Origin of the sequence: Scytonema hankhaensis NUACC26, assembly GCF_045865695.1 — a bacterium.
GTDB lineage: Bacteria > Cyanobacteriota > Cyanobacteriia > Cyanobacteriales > Nostocaceae > Scytonema.
In genome coordinates, this window is sequence record NZ_BAACAP010000242.1 from 41,395 (window position 1) to 56,588 (window position 15,194).

Consider the following 15,194-nt stretch of genomic DNA (forward strand, 5'->3'; position numbering starts at 1 on the left):
CAGAGCTTACCTTTAGTTAAATAAACATTACTAGATTTCTGTATTCAATGGCAATGCTAAGCCACATCCCCAGCGCTTGAAAGAACAGCCTTCTTCAGGAAACCAACTATTATCCCAATCTTGCCAAGCCTGTTTGAGATCTGTTTTGAGAACATACACAGTTCCTGCGGGAACTGCATACCGTCCCCGCGACAGCCGTTTAGTTTTCCCGTCACCTCCCATCCGATAGCGAAAAGGGCTGGGACGTTCAGTTAGCAGAGTTTCTATTTCCCAAACTTTTTGCTGGGGACGATCGCATTCCAACACCATGGGAAAGCGAGTTGATAGTCGATTTGAACCCCAAACTGCTGGAGTAATCAAGGCAAAACTCTTGCTCACAGGCTCCTTGAGGAGGTTTTGAGTAGATTCGTCAAGTCCCAGACATTGCACTTCTACCAAATGTCCTTCACCACCAAAGCGATACCAACCTGGTTCAATTTTCATATTGGACAGGTAAATTAAACAAGTATCAGGGTTTAGTTGCATGGCGTTTTCCAGAAATAAGCCACCCCTTTCGCTACCATCTTCCAGTGTTTCTATCTTGACGCGCCGTTCATCTTCTCTAAGTTGAGGATGCAAGTGAGAAATCGATTTCCAAGGCTCAGCATAAACTTGAATCCAGTCAGCAAGCCCCTCTCGATCTGCTAGACATACTGGATATTTCCAGCCACAAAGCGCTATCTTTTCCCAATCTTTGATACTCATCCACGTACCTTTAGTGTATTTACCTGATGGAGATTGATTAGACTGGTTAAGCCATTGTTTTTTATAACTATGCCAAAACAATTTTTGTTTGACTTTACCCCGTCTAACTTCCTCACTATCTGTAGGAGGGTTCATTTCAACTAAGCAGTTAAACGGGGTAGGAACAAAGAAGTTTTGCGGTGATTTACTCCAAGCCCAAAAGGGACCAGCAAATTGGAATGGAGCTAGTTTTTCTTTCAGCTTTTTTTTGTCAGTTACTTCCTCGGCATAGGTAGCAGCAAATAACCCAGACAAAGTAGCCGCGCTCGGAGGAAAACTCGTACCACTACGCCCTACTAAGTTTTCTGGTGACAAAAATCGCCCTGCACTACCGTAGAGAAATCCTAATGGTTCAATAACAATTAGATATTGGAAGGGGAATTGAGTATTTGAGGCAGAGGGATTTTCTGAGCTTATTTTTACTGCTGACATAGGTGAAATCCTACCTTAGCTAAATTGATAATCCACTGATTCAAGGCTTTGTTGTTATCTGATAACTGGTTTTGAGGTTTGTTGCCTAAAATTCCTTTTCGACAATCACAATCCCAGCGATGTTTCCAGAGGATATCTCGGTTAGTTTTACCAAAATAAACCTCAAATAAAGCTAATGCCACATCGATTTGTCCTCCCTCAAAAGCGTGACGGGACTCTAGTACAGCGACATCTTCATAGATGTGTCCCCAGTTTGCCTGACTATTTTTCTTACCGTCGCGATCGCGATATCCCTGCAAAACATCCTGCAAAAACCACCAAGGACACACCCATTCTATATGGTTACCACTGTTGAAGAGGATACGGATAGCTAGGCGATCGCGTCCTTGACTCTTTGCATTTTTCTCTGCTTCTCGACAATGTTGCAATACATCTCGTTGCGGGACATTCGGTGCAGCCCAAACAAATCCCACACTAACAGTAATTGGTTGTTTGTGCTGTTTCCATAAAGTATCAGTCTTTTCCGAATTGAATTCATAAAACCAATCTAAGCATTCTTGAGGCTTGAGTACAGGTTCTTGGAAGAGGTTTTCGGCTTCTTTTAGATTAAGTCCAGCTTCTGCCAGTGCTGCTTTTAATTCTCGATCGTTTTCTTTTAATTCTCGATCGTTTTGATGTTCGTTTATTATTTTAGCAAATCCCTGTTTGAGATTGTCAGAAATTTTAACATCTTTGTGTAAACCTTTCCAATTAAATTCTTTGTTAAATTCATCTATTTCATTCTTTAAGTTATCTTGGTATGTTACTAACATATTACTTAAATATTTTACCAATCTAATCAAAAACTTTGTTTCAGGAGGAGTGCGATAGAATACACCCAATAAATCATCCCCACCTGCGTAAATAATTCTACCTTTACCCGTATGATCCAAACTAGGTTTCAAGTTTTTTTCACCCCAATCCAGCATTGCATAACTGAATTTGTTGAGTAACTTAGCTTCCACAATTAAAGCTGCTATGCTGGCGTATTTGTATTTAAGAATCAATTGCAGACAGTCAGCAAACATCGTTAATCCAATGCACCAAGCAATGCTGGCTAAGTATTGAAGATATTCTCCAGCTTTGTCACCATCACCTTTAAACCAACCTGTCCAACGATTATCAGGCTCGATTTTGCTCTGCTTTTTCTTTTTGTTGAGTCGGTTTAAATCGCGATATGTTTCGGGAACTTCTTGAGTAGGAATCCCGATAGGAGTAGCGATCGCCTCCAAAGTAATTAAGCGTTTAATCAGTTCTGGAATGCTCAATTCTTCAGTGCTATCAATAATAGATTCCCCATATTCTGCCATCAATTCTTGGTATTCTTCTAAACTTGGTCTAGGAAGTTTATTTTCAAGAAATTGGACAAAACCTTCACCATATCTCTCTACTAACGTTGGACGTGCTGTAGGTTCATTATCTAATTTTTGCTTTATAAACTCAATAAAAGTTTCTCCAACTGCATAACTTAGTTGTTTGTAAAAATCCCTGATTTCTGTTTTTTGTGTTTGGTAATCCCAGGTTTTTGGATTGTTAGTACCCAAACTGGGTATAGCTATACCATCCGCTCCTGATAGAGTTGAACTTTCCCCAGTCCAGTTGATCGCAGTCCAGTTGCGCGAGCGCTTGACTTCGTTAACCTGTTCTCTAGCTGCGGCGATCGTTTCACCTTGTCCCCAAAAAAATTCCCAGGCGTAGTTTGTCCACAAATTCCACTCTCGCCGCCAGCAATATTTCCACTCGTATTGCGTTTGTGTGTACTTACCTTTTTCTTCAACCCATTTGTACTTAAGCTGTTGTTCAATCCAATCTCGACAGGTTTGGGTAATTCCACTCCAAGCTTGATTAAAAGCGTCGCTAGCACATTGAAAAGAAAAATCCCCTTCAATAATAATTATGTTGGGCGTTCCTTGAGTAACGTTGATTGAGGCTGGTGAAACTACCCAAAGTCCCTGACATCTGGCTTCATTACAAATGGCTCTAGCTAGGTATGACAGGATAAACGAACTTCCATACAAATCTCGGAGTTTGCGGGACTTTTCGATAAAGCCTTGCACTGGGGCAAAGGTAATTGCGGTATAGCAGGGTTGATTCATGTAACTGGTATCAATATTTTGAAGAAACTGCTGGCATAATACACCGACTATGGAAATAGGGTCTTCCACTGCCCTGAAGGGTGTAGCTAATATGGAGTCATTCAATTGGGTAGAGGAAAGTACAACGATTAAGAATTTATAGCGGTTCTCATCCGAATAAGGTACAGTTTTATCCGCGTGTATCTGCGTGCATCTGCGGTTCCATAACTCTTTGATGTATTGCATCCAAGTGAGAACCGCTATAATTAGCTTGTTCGTTTGCGAAACTGCTACTTAAAAGCAATTTTAATCGGCTTTAGAGAACGTCCTGTGGGTTTTCCATCTTTTAACTCGGCTGGCGTATATTGTAATGAACTTTGTTCAAGTAAAGAAGCAATTACCATTCCCACACTAGCCTGAGCTGTCATTCCTGTAAAATCTGCGATTACATCCTCTACCATCCATCCCTGGGGTAGATATTTGTAGATTTTCCTAACTTCTTGATAGAACTCTAGAGGATCGTAGATATCGTTGATAATTATTGGTTCTGGAATCGTTAGCTTGGGAAAATCCTGTTTTAACTTGGAAAAATCCTGTTTTAACTTTTTTGCTAAGTCAAGGGTTTGGGAAGAACAAATTAACCAACAATGCTCTAGTGAGAAATGATATTCTATTGCTTTTCGACAAGGTTCTTCTCGGCTAACTAATAAAATCAGTCCTTTGTGTTGATCGGGAGGCAACTTGCCTAAATCGATTTCAGGCGATCGCACTTTGGTTAATGATTTCGTTACCAACCATACTGAGAAGATCAGAATCAATATAGATCCTAGAATAATCCCTAAGGCGGCTTTCGTGGTATTGCCAAATAAATTACCCAATATTTGGGTGATAGCATTACCCAAAACGGATAGAAAAATACTGCCGATAAAGAAAGGAATTAGGGTTTCAGGGTTAAAAAATATTTTGGCTGTTTGAGCAAAGTTGTTTCGCATAGCCTTTTGATGTGACAGCAGTACTATTTGGAGTGAGACTATAATATATTACTTAAAGCATCAGCATTTATCCGGATATATTTTCTGAAAAAGCTTCTAATTGCTTGACGACTCGTTCTAATTCCTCTAGCAGAAAACTAGAAACTCCCAGTAGTTGTGCTACTTCTATAACTGAGCGATAAAACCAAAGCGTTCTTTCGCGCTGTTCTTTATTCCAAGCTTTTTCCCCGTAAGTATACCATTCAAATAAATTAGAGCGTGCGTTATGTAACTTATCAGCAAGTGCTACCCTGAGTACTTCAGGTGAACTGTTACGGATATTCTCAAGATATTTTTGTTTGCATTCTTGCCAAGGGGGTTTAGGTACAATATCTGATTCCGTGCAACTTTCAACAATATCTGCTACCTTGTCTCCAAACTTTTGCCGAATAACTTCACCTGTTTTTGCCCCGCCTCGATCTTCTATAGCATCATGTAGTAGGGCGGCGATCGCTTCATCTTCACTCCCCCCATCTTCTATTACCAGCGCAGCGACACTGAGCAAATGACTAATGTAAGGAACACCAGTAATTTTTCTTATTTGTTGAGCGTGAAGTTGAGCCGCATACACTAATGCTTCTTCAAAACGAGTTGTTAGCTTTGCTTCATCTGTGTAATTCAAATTTATACCTCTAGCCTATCTTTTATCTGCATCCATTCTCTAGTTTTCTTGATAAACCTTAAGAGTCGATTCAATCTCGTGAAAAATCTTTTCTTTCAACTCAATAGGTAAGATAACTTTAACATTTTTCCCCCAAGTTAATATACGCAGAAAAACATCAATATCTTCTTCGTAGAATTTAGCAATGCAAAATACATAGTTTTCGTTCATCTGTTTCTGCAAAGACTTTAATATTAGATGTATCTCTTTTTCATTGAAGAATTGCTCTAATCCATCAATTTCATGAAAATTTTCTATATTAATCTCTTGGAACACTTCTTGACGCGAAGTATCCTGGATATACTTGATGTAATGAATTCGTTCAAATCTTACAAACATCATTTTTTGAGGCTTCCAGAAGGCATAACCCAAAGTATCTGTATCTAGAGAGAACTCTACTTCTTCGGGAGTAGGAAGTTCTTCTTCATCCTTGAGTTCGAGTAACTTTTCTGGAATCTGCTCATTATTCCAATCTAATATTTCAACATCAAGAATCCGATCTAACCGATAACCATACCAGTGATATCTTTCCCCTTCTAGCTCTGTTGGATGAATGGCGTAGAGGTAAGGACCGCGTTTTATGTAGTAAAATATTACAGGATAAACGATATTTATTATTGGCGGAGAGGTTTTGAATTTTTTGTAAGTTAACTTTAAAGGCTTGATATCGTCAGGATTAGACCAATTTAATTCTAAACTGTTTATAATTTTATTATATTTTTGTCTTTCAAGTCTTGCCGACATGATAAATTCTGCTGCAAATAATAGTCTTTTATTACTATTCTTAGCAAATCTAGTAATAAAATCCGCTAGTTCTTCATTGGGAATATATTCAGCATTGACTTCGCTCGTGTATTCTTGACTATCGTCTTGCTGTGATAAATGAGGAATTAGCTTAAACCAAGATTCTACTTTAAGGTAACTACCTGTAGAAACTAAATCCCCATTTTGATTATATTTATAAACAGGTTGAAGCCAGTGAGTTTCTTGAGCTTTAGCTAGACTAATTTGGAAGTCTAACCGATAGGGACGGGTACGATTGGTGAAATCAGAGCCTTGACTATCAAAGGGATGAAGCTTCAACAATTCATTGATTTTTTGCTCTGTAACTTTATAGTGATATTGAAAATCAACACTCCACTTCTCTCGTTTGTCTTGACTATCAAGAAGATGAAACCACAAATCTTCACTAGTAATTTGTACAAGTAAATCAAGATTTACTAGTGCGCTATCTCGTTTTTTAAATTTCTCTGTTGGTTTTCCTAGCTCTTTGTTTATCTTAAACTTATAAGAATGTGGAACCTGACTCTGAAGGCAAATTTCCAAATCACTCAACCATTCAAAAAAACTAAACTCATAACTTGTGTCTTCCTCGATTAAGGGCGAGTTAATGTATTTACCATGTCCCAAACTAATACCATCACCATATATAGTTCTCAGATACATATATATTCGCCACGCCTTCTTAAAAGCCTTTTCTTCTGATAAGACTGCTTTAGGGGTTAAAAAACTCCTTAATAGTTCTACAGTCGGAGGATAATCAAAACGTTGAGTATATGCAGGCATAAACCTTATCTCTATTCAATATATGTATTATCACTGGTGCTGGAAGAGCGCTATTCCACTGTCTTAGTATCGTTTCAGTATGAAATTACGCAATTGCCCGGTTTCTACCAAAAATCGTCTGTTTACTAATTAAATACCACGAAGAAACCGTGTTTTACAGCACACGTAACTTAAAGGAACTAAGCAATGACACTTAAGCTGATTTGCGAGTACGATGTACAGTGGCAGCCTTACCAAAAGATTCAAATTCCTGGTGACTGCCATTTTGTAGCAGAATTCCTTAGAGAGTTAGAGTTACCAGAAGGGATAAACTTTAATTATGGAGTGGTAATTGATGGCAAGGCTCCCAACTGGCTCTACAGCTACTTAACTTATCGATGCCAAAATGCTGCTTGGGTTGGGTGCTATTACCCTCAGCTTGAAGGATCAGTAGTCGTGCATAGTAATACACCAACAGTGGAGGTGGGACAAGTTAAAGGCTCTACTAAAGAGAATTTGCTCAATGGTGAGATAAAGTTAGAAATCGATGAAATAGTTACGATTGAAGACGATCGCTATCAAAGTCTAGCAATTCATGCTGATAATATTTCCCCTCAAGCTTTAAATTCACTGTCACTTCCTAGCGATTTGGACTGGAACAAAGAGATCGTTTTATGGGGACAAGCCCCAGTATGGTTATATGCTCATTTAGTAGTTCGTTGTCAACAAGCTCAATGGGTAGCTTGCTACAACATGAAAACTACTGAAGCAGTCATCGTTGTTAGTCAATGTTCACAATTTGTATCTGGTGACAAATTTAAGTTAGTACCGAAAGCACCTTGTCCTGCTATTCTGTTTGGTGGTCCCCCTAATAGTGGTAAAAGCGTTCTAGCTTATACCTTAAAAAAAACCTTAGTTAATAGTGGTTGGAACAACAAGGTTTATTTACACCGAGTAGCATGGGATGGGGAAGGAGATTGGTTTTCCGAGATAATGCCTACCAACTCAACTCTAGCGGAAAAGCTATCAGAGATTGCCGAGCGCGGAAAACCACCTAAAAATTCAGAAAAATATTTCTCTCAGCACGCTGAAGGTATCAAGGAAATTCGCAAATATACAGATTTGGTGTTAGTGGATTTTGGTGGTAAGCCAGGAGAAGCCGATAAATTGTTGTTGAGTAGTTGTACTCACTATATCATCATTAGTAATTCTCTAGAGGCTGTAGAAGAATGGCATAAGTTCTTTCAGACACCAGAAATTGAAACTCAAAAGCAATTGAGTCCTTTAGCGGTGATTCATAGTGTTGAAGAGCAAAAGCTAGAAGTAGTTACGAACGGAAAACCCTACTTAGAAATTGTTGCAGGTCCTTGGAATTACAAGCAACCCGTAACTATTCCAGATATCTTATTGAAAGAGGTGATGAAATTGATTGGAGTTGAGCCAATTAGGTTCGGTTAAGTTAATTAAACTTTGAAAAGTCATGGGCGAAATATAATTCGCTACTATACAGGCAAAGTCCGCCTGTGCGGACTCACAAAAAATCAAGGTTCTAAAACCCACCTATGTGGGTTTTGCCTGTATAGCTGAGACAGTGCGTTCCGGTGAATCCAGAGAAAGTAGGCTGATTTTTAAAGGCTTTTTTGTTCTCATACAAAGTTTTACACTTAAAGGTGCGGATGCTAGTTTGTCTATGCTGTCACTTGTAAGTGACAAGGTTGGAAAATTGGACTATGCCGCTAAAGCGGCAAAAAATGGTTGTAGTTAAGCGATCGTCAACACAGGTGGTCAAATCATTCGGTTAATATGGCTACGCACTAACTACTGTGGCTTGTCCTTTTGCTAAAGTGGGTAAGATAGCCAAAACTTTAGGTACTAAAGGCTTCAGATCTGCCAATCGGTTAGAGGATGCCTGTAAAACAATCACAGTGATATTGAATTGTGGTAGATTCTGCTGGAATGATAAATTGCGATCGACTGTGATGAAAACATCAAACTCTGTTTGTGCAAGCGCAAGAAGTTGACCATTCTTAATTCCAGCCCACCCCATCTGCGGAACTGTTTTCACTTCATAACCAACAAATTCCCTTGCCAATTTGCGGTCAATACACTCATCTAAAAGGAGCTTCATGCTATGCCACTACGCCAATCAGCTGTTTTTCTGCCTCTTCCAGCAAGGCAATAACTTGCTCTCTGGTTACAGTTGGAAATCCATCTAAAAAATCGTCTATCGATTCTCCTGCTTTGAGATAATCTAGAAGTGTTTGCACAGGAACCCTAGTACCAGCAAAAACTGGGGTGCCGCCCATAATTTCAGGGGATACGTTAATAATTGAGGAATCTTTAAGCATAAATCTTTGACCTCTGTTCTGGTGAAAGTTTCCAACTAATCATTACTTCTGGCGGCTCCACGTTATTGGTTTCTGATTCGTTTGATGAAATTTCAGTCATTTTAGAAATCAGAGTGCTTTCTTAGTAAAAGGTTGGGCTAATGGGATTTCATCATACTCATCCTTATTACTGAATGCATGGGCAAGATCAAGATTGGCGATCGCTAACGCGCTTTCGTGCCATTCATGAATAATAGCTTCGAGTTCATCCCAAGCTTGTTCAGAAAAAACTGCTGAACGATAAGCTTCTGTTACCTCATTAATAAAGTCTTGAAGCTCATCTTTGTCAAATACTTTCAGCCAGCCATGTGGATGTTCACTACCAAGCTTTTCATCTAAACGTAAACGAAAAGCCGCACTTAAAAGCTCGATAAGGTATTCACCATTTTGAGCCGCTTTGGCAAGAGAAGAAACCTTTTCACGACGCAGCAAAGCAAAATGCTCATCGTTACGAGTAATTGTTACTGGATGCTCTAAAGCATGGTCTAGTACTTTTCCAGGTTGACGGTTTAGCTCAGTCGCTGTAAACAGTGTATCTGAGTAGATATAACTCAACATAGTAGAACTCATATGCTATTGCGTTTTAAAACGCCAAAAATCCCACGTGGGTCATATACGTATTATTCTATAGAGCGCAAGCCGCAGCCGATAGACAGCAAGCCGCCATTGACCGCCAAGAGTTCCGTAGGCAAATGGAACAGCGGCAACGCGAGATACAACAAATCTGGGAATACTTGCGCGATACGGCTTAAGCCGTTAAGCGAAGCTTATCGCTTCGGGCGGGAGTAGTCCATCGCCACAATCATGAGTACCAAGCGCCAACACCAAAAAAGCTAGGAGGAAACTTGACGACGTAGCGTGAAAATTGACCGCCACGGGAAAGCAAAGGTTTTGTCTCAGTCAGAGATCCAGGGGTTGTTTACCAATGGCTGACTACTAGAGATTGGAATTTGGACATTTTTTCCGATTCTCTACTTCTTTTGCTAACCATACACACGTGGCTTCGGGATAGCGATGAGCAACGAGTGAGAACACATCAAAAGTTTTAAGGGTTTTTCTATCATCAACACTGCCATAAAATGCTGAGAAACATTTATTTGCGTAAGCCGAAACTGAGCGTTTCTGTCTTTGAGAGTCCGAGAGGTCGCGTCCTAAACTTGAAGCATGGTCGTAAGTAGGTGCTAGGTGTTGGGTTTCTTCTGAAGTCAATGCTGTTTTGATTCGGATAATCCCCCAGTTTTCATGGTGACGGTCTCCGTTACCAATCCACGCATCTAGCAGAAGATAGCCAACAAACACATCTACTGCTTTTTGAATGCCAGAGGGCGGTGTCCAACTCATGGGTAAATTTACAGATTCGCCTGCTATTACCCTCAGCACTACATCTATTGTATGTTGTGATATGCCATAAGTCCCAAACGCAGGGTAATTCGGCACAATTGAGGCAAGAAGTTCGTTACCATGAACAAGCGTCCCCCCTTGTGGTAACAAGTTGGGTGATATTATGCCGCGATCCCCAGACCAAGTTAAAGCTAATTCGTAAACAGCATGGGGAAGTCCCAATAAGGAGCATAACTCTGATGCGACTTTTTCTGCCCAATCTTCTCCGAGGTTTGGTCGGCTTTGCTTATAAAGACAACGACCACGTTGTTCGTGGTAAAACCAAAACTTATATTTGCTACCTAGAGTTTCATTTGAGGATGCTTCATAAGCTTTGTGTGTGACAAGTAGAATTGGAAATTCGGAAGTCATAAATCGAAGATATCGCAGGCATCGGTATTTAACTCACCTTCTGGGCTTAACCAAGTAGGTGCAATTTTCGGCAGTGAAGCCATAGTTATAACTTTTAATACCCGAGGTCTTACCTTGGGGTAAATAGGATTCGCAATTGTCAATCCTCCTTGGGAATCCATTTTACATTGCTATATGACCCTCAAATCAGACAACCTGAACTTAGTATTAAGCAAACATCTGTAACGGCTCTCAGTCATACTAATCAAGGCGGAAGCAGCAATCAAATTTAAGTTTCCAACTAATCCGAATTAACCCAATCGGTGGGGCCGGTTTTAAAAAAAGACTCTTAGCGTTTGGCCGAGAGTTTCCAACTAATCCGAATTAACCCAATCGGTGGGGCTGTGACGGTAAATTTGTTACCTATAACAAGTATAGTTTCCAACTAATCCGAATTAACCCAATCGGTGGGGACTTTGAAACCAGAACTTACCCTTAGTACATTAGGAAACCGTTTCCAACTAATCCGAATTAACCCAATCGGTGGGGGCGTGGAAACAATTGGGCTCGAAAGCGATCCCGAGTTTCCAACTAATCCGAATTAACCCAATCGGTGGGGTGTTGAATAAATTTGTTGCGGCTGCTAGTCTGATCGTTTCCAACTAATCCGAATTAACCCAATCGGTGGGGAAGCAATGACACCAGGTCCAACAATACTACCGACACGTTTCCAACTAATCCGAATTAACCCAATCGGTGGGGCTCTCGGCGAGTGCTGGCTGTGCATGGCGGGAGAGGATGGTTTCCAACTAATCCGAATTAACCCAATCGGTGGGGCCTGATAAGTCTAAAGCGGAAGCTGGCGATGAAAAAGTTTCCAACTAATCCGAATTAACCCAATCGGTGGGGACGAAAGTGTTTCGTATGCTTGAATTATTTGCTCGTTTCCAACTAATCCGAATTAACCCAATCGGTGGGGGTTCAGTTTTTTATAGAAGCTTACTTGAGGGGTGGGAGATTCAGTTTCCAACTAATCCGAATTAACCCAATCGGTGGGGAAGAAAAAAGAAAGGTTCTTATTGAAGCCCAAGCGTTTCCAACTAATCCGAATTAACCCAATCGGTGGGGTCTATAAGGGCTACCGCACCGATGTGGTAGCTTCAATAGAATACAGGTTTCCAACTAATCCGAATTAACCCAATCGGTGGGGCTTGTATTTCTGCTGAAGTACATGGGGCAAGAATACCGTTTCCAACTAATCCGAATTAACCCAATCGGTGGGGTCTTACCCGCCACTATTCGCTTCGCTTAGTGGTCTTCTTGTTTCCAACTAATCCGAATTAACCCAATCGGTGGGGTGTCCAAAAATGGACTACGACAAGGAGAAAATGTTTCCAACTAATCCGAATTAACCCAATCGGTGGGGCTGTCACTTTACGGAGAGCAAGTATTATCTGAACTCGTTTCCAACTAATCCGAATTAACCCAATCGGTGGGGTTTCGGTAGCTGTATCCAGCAGCCTTCTGCTCAACGTTTCCAACTAATCCGAATTAACCCAATCGGTGGGGAGTTCGTCTAGGAGACCTTACCCAGTAAGGGTTTCAGAAGCCAAATCGACGCATCTAGAAAAAGTATAGTACATTCTCCCAAAAATGGCTCGCAACACACACCTCAAACCCAGTCCCTGTAAGGCATCGACGCATCTCAACGGAAAATATAGGGTTTCAGCGATTTGGGGAGATGCGTCGATAGACATTTGAAAGTTCTCCTAAAAAAGTCTCAAATCTATATAACATAATACTTTGGCGGTGGTTCAGGTCTTTCTCCACCAAGAGTTAATACCCTAGACACAGCTTCCTGGGAGATCCAATAAAACCGCACGTTATCCTCCACAGGTTTAACTAACTTTTTCACTTTCTCGTAAAGTTCTCGCATTTCCTCTAAACTCAAAAAACATTCAAACACGGAAAATTGAACTCTTCTTCCATATCCTTCTAAGAAGTTAGATAACTTTGTACGTCTTTTATCATTAGGAATATCGTACACTACAAGCACTAACATTTACACCGATCTTAAAAAAGGTTCATAGAAAACCCCAGATAATAAACTTCGTTTATATCGTCTAACTTGTAATTGAATTGCATGACGGTATGTTACAACGGATTGTAAATCTGGATGAGTTGTTTCTTCATTCATCCGAACTTCAAATTGTTTGAGAAAGACTCTTCTTGCTGATTGATTTAAATAGACTCCTCCAGTGCTAGGAACTATGTCAAAATCTTGTGGCTTAAGCAAAGATTTATTAATAATCTTTAAAACCAAGCTATCAACAATAACTGACCTCATTTCCTCCATAAAATCAAAAGCTAGGTAGGGTTTTTGCCTTTCTCCATAGTGAAAATTACCCAAATAAGGAGAAAGCCCCTCGACAATAATAAAACTCAAGACATTATTAAACAAAAGGGTGTAACCAAAACTCAACAAAGAATTTATCGGGTCAGTAGGTGGTTGACGGTTACGCAAAGAAAATTCAAAATTGGGATTAGTAATTAACTTCCCAAAAGCTGGAAAATATCTTGCAGCTGATATACCTTCATAACCGCGTAAAGTATCTAAATTATCTACTGAATCCAAAGAATCAATATCTTGACTGATTCCCAAGATAGCTTTTTCTACTTCTGCTATCTTACGCTTGCGGTTAAGTCGCAACAAGAGTTGTTTGGAATTCATTAATTTACCGTAGACGATCGCTTTAGACACACTGTACTGAAAATAATCATCATTGCGTCTCTCAACTTGAATTAGCTGGTTATCTAAATGAGTTGATTCTTCACTCCATAAATGACCGTGATAGTTACCGCTTTGACTAAGAAATAAGACAGGAATTTGTTCTTGCAAGCAAGCTTGAATAACGGGAGTCGATAGTTGAATATTACCAAAAACAAGAATTTGCTGAACTTCTCGGACAGGAACTTCTAATTTAGGTTTATCAGATACGTGAATAACAAAACGCTGATAGTCTTTATAGATACTTGTCCCTTGTTCGATGAGATAAATAGCTGCCATTTTTGGATTCCAAATATTTTTTTGAAAAGGGCTGTTATCCTCTTTACTTTGAGGAGGTAATTCTGTTTCTATTTCTGCCAGAAAAGGTTGATGTAAAGTCGCAATATCTGTCATAGTCTCGTTCTCAGCCTCCAATCGAGGAGCGATCGCTGAGAGACTCTCTTCTCTTTCTAAAGGTGAAACTTCCCAAATTGGGTTCCGATATTCTGTATGAAAACGAGAATTTATCTGAGAGAGAGATTCTTCAGGGCTTTTTTTTTACTAGTATTCTTACTAGTATTTTTACTTTGTTTTTTATCTTGCTTATCCTCTATCCCCGACTTCAACGTCACTTTATTAGCATCTACAGGGAAAATCGCATTATCTAAAAAACCATGACCTAAAAACCGAAACCCACGTTGAAAACTAGTAATTTGTGTTTTCTCAGTATTGATCGCCAAGCCCATTGAATCTAGCAGATTGATAATTTCTAATTTAGCCTGTATAATTCGCTCTTGAGAGAGTGACAAAACTAGAAAATCATCGGCATAACGCACGATTTTTAAATCAGTTGCACTCACTAACTCATCAAACTCATGGAGATAAATATTAGCCAAGATTGGCGAAATAACTGCACCTTGAGGTATACCTTTTTGAGGTAAAATTAATCCTTCTTGCGTTAAGACTCCAACTGATATCCAAGATTTTATCAAACATAAGATTCCCGGATTATCTATATGTAACCTGACCTCTTTTAATAACCTGTGATGGTCAATGTTATCAAAAAATTTAACGATATCGGCATCCAACACCCAAAGATAACCCATATCTCGCCAATCTGCAATTTTCTCCACTGCATTGATATAAGATAAATTAGGGCGATAGGCAAAACTGACAGGTGAAAACTTCTCCTCCATCAACGGGTAAAGCACGTTCAATAAAGCTTGTTGTACGATGCGATCGCGAACAGTAGGTATTTTCAACTCTCTTTGAGTGCCATTTTTTTTAGGAATAATCACCTGCTTGCAAGGAAGAGGGTGGTAATGACTGTTAGCCACATCGTTGAGTAATTGATAAAGATTAACAGTTTGATTACAAGCAAAGTTACCAATTGTTTCTCCATCTACTCCAGCACAACCGCGATTTTCAGCAACCTTTTCCCAAGCACGTTGAAAATTCTTGATATCAAGAAATTGACTTGCAATATCACTCATATGCTTATACCATTTTGGATTTTAGATTTTAGATTTTGGATTAAAAATACCTCCTAGGTCACTGGTCACTAGTCATTGGTCACTGGTCACTGGTCATTGGTCACTGATTACTGGTCACTGGTCACTGATTACTGGTCACTGGTCATTGGTCACTGATTACTGGTCACTGATTACTGGTCACTGATTACTGGTCACTGGTCACTGATTACTGGTCACTGGTCATTGGTCACTGGTCACTGGTCATTGGTCA

13 protein-coding genes, 1 pseudogene and 1 CRISPR repeat array are annotated in these 15,194 nt (G+C 39.8%); of the genes and pseudogenes, 1 reads left to right on the top strand and 13 read right to left on the bottom strand.

Annotated elements, in window-relative coordinates; genetic code table 11:
* Positions 1 to 30: 30 nt before the first annotated feature.
* The 5 genes from ACKTT2_RS41290 to ACKTT2_RS41310 all read right to left on the bottom strand — a co-directional run bounded on the left by ACKTT2_RS41290 (position 31) and on the right by ACKTT2_RS41310 (position 6,587).
* A complete protein-coding gene (locus ACKTT2_RS41290; RefSeq protein WP_407897457.1) occupies positions 31 to 1,215 on the bottom strand; it encodes a type III-B CRISPR module-associated Cmr3 family protein in 1,185 nt (394 codons plus the stop codon).
* The gene (locus ACKTT2_RS41295) at positions 1,203 to 3,575 is read right to left on the bottom strand and encodes a type III-B CRISPR-associated protein Cas10/Cmr2 (RefSeq protein ID WP_407897459.1); all 2,373 of its coding nucleotides are present in this window, start codon (positions 3,573 to 3,575) and stop codon (positions 1,203 to 1,205) included. Before ACKTT2_RS41295 ends, ACKTT2_RS41290 begins: the two co-directional genes overlap by 13 nt.
* A 44-nt stretch (positions 3,576 to 3,619) precedes the next feature.
* On the bottom strand, positions 3,620 to 4,321 hold the full coding sequence (locus ACKTT2_RS41300; protein WP_407897461.1) for a CRISPR-associated protein: 702 nt from the start codon (positions 4,319 to 4,321) through the stop codon (positions 3,620 to 3,622).
* Positions 4,322 to 4,388: 67 nt separating this feature from the next.
* On the bottom strand, positions 4,389 to 4,988 hold the full coding sequence (locus ACKTT2_RS41305; protein WP_407897615.1) for an HD domain-containing protein: 600 nt from the start codon (positions 4,986 to 4,988) through the stop codon (positions 4,389 to 4,391).
* Between the two features lie 33 nt (positions 4,989 to 5,021).
* Positions 5,022 to 6,587, bottom strand: a complete 1,566-nt coding sequence (locus ACKTT2_RS41310) for a TIGR03985 family CRISPR-associated protein (protein ID WP_407897463.1) — start codon at positions 6,585 to 6,587, stop codon at positions 5,022 to 5,024.
* Between the two features lie 186 nt (positions 6,588 to 6,773).
* On the opposite strand from ACKTT2_RS41310, the gene crn3 reads away from it, so the two are divergent.
* Positions 6,774 to 8,024 carry a CRISPR-associated ring nuclease Crn3/Csx3 gene (gene crn3, locus ACKTT2_RS41315; protein WP_407897466.1) on the top strand — a complete coding sequence of 417 codons (1,251 nt, stop codon included), beginning with the start codon at positions 6,774 to 6,776 and terminating at the stop codon, positions 8,022 to 8,024.
* Positions 8,025 to 8,373: 349 nt separating this feature from the next.
* Here crn3 and ACKTT2_RS41320 read toward each other — a convergent pair whose 3' ends face one another.
* From ACKTT2_RS41320 to ACKTT2_RS41355, 8 genes and pseudogenes are all read right to left on the bottom strand, one after another.
* Positions 8,374 to 8,694 carry a DUF5615 family PIN-like protein gene (locus ACKTT2_RS41320; RefSeq protein ID WP_407897468.1) on the bottom strand — a complete coding sequence of 107 codons (321 nt, stop codon included), beginning with the start codon at positions 8,692 to 8,694 and terminating at the stop codon, positions 8,374 to 8,376.
* A 1-nt stretch (position 8,695) separates the two neighbouring features.
* Positions 8,696 to 8,914, bottom strand: coding sequence for a DUF433 domain-containing protein (locus tag ACKTT2_RS41325; RefSeq protein ID WP_407897470.1), 219 nt, complete (start codon positions 8,912 to 8,914; stop codon positions 8,696 to 8,698).
* 108 nt (positions 8,915 to 9,022) lie between these two features.
* On the bottom strand, positions 9,023 to 9,523 hold the full coding sequence (locus tag ACKTT2_RS41330; protein ID WP_407897472.1) for a hypothetical protein: 501 nt from the start codon (positions 9,521 to 9,523) through the stop codon (positions 9,023 to 9,025).
* Positions 9,524 to 9,889: 366 nt separating this feature from the next.
* Entirely contained in the window at positions 9,890 to 10,705 is an 816-nt protein-coding gene (locus tag ACKTT2_RS41335) for a HipA-like protein (RefSeq protein WP_407897474.1), read from the bottom strand.
* Between the two features lie 17 nt (positions 10,706 to 10,722).
* A pseudogene (locus ACKTT2_RS41340) lies at positions 10,723 to 10,872 on the bottom strand (ATP-binding protein); the annotation flags it as partial.
* 105 nt (positions 10,873 to 10,977) lie between these two features.
* Positions 10,978 to 12,253: direct repeats of the CRISPR family, unit length 36 nt; unit sequence GTTTCCAACTAATCCGAATTAACCCAATCGGTGGGG.
* A 217-nt stretch (positions 12,254 to 12,470) separates the two neighbouring features.
* Entirely contained in the window at positions 12,471 to 12,746 is a 276-nt protein-coding gene (gene cas2 / locus ACKTT2_RS41345; protein ID WP_407897476.1) for a CRISPR-associated endonuclease Cas2, read from the bottom strand.
* A complete protein-coding gene (gene cas1 / locus ACKTT2_RS41350; protein WP_407897478.1) occupies positions 12,747 to 13,865 on the bottom strand; it encodes a CRISPR-associated endonuclease Cas1 in 1,119 nt (372 codons plus the stop codon).
* 110 nt (positions 13,866 to 13,975) lie between these two features.
* A complete protein-coding gene (locus ACKTT2_RS41355) occupies positions 13,976 to 14,944 on the bottom strand; it encodes a reverse transcriptase domain-containing protein (protein WP_407897480.1) in 969 nt (322 codons plus the stop codon).
* Positions 14,945 to 15,194: the final 250 nt, after the last annotated feature.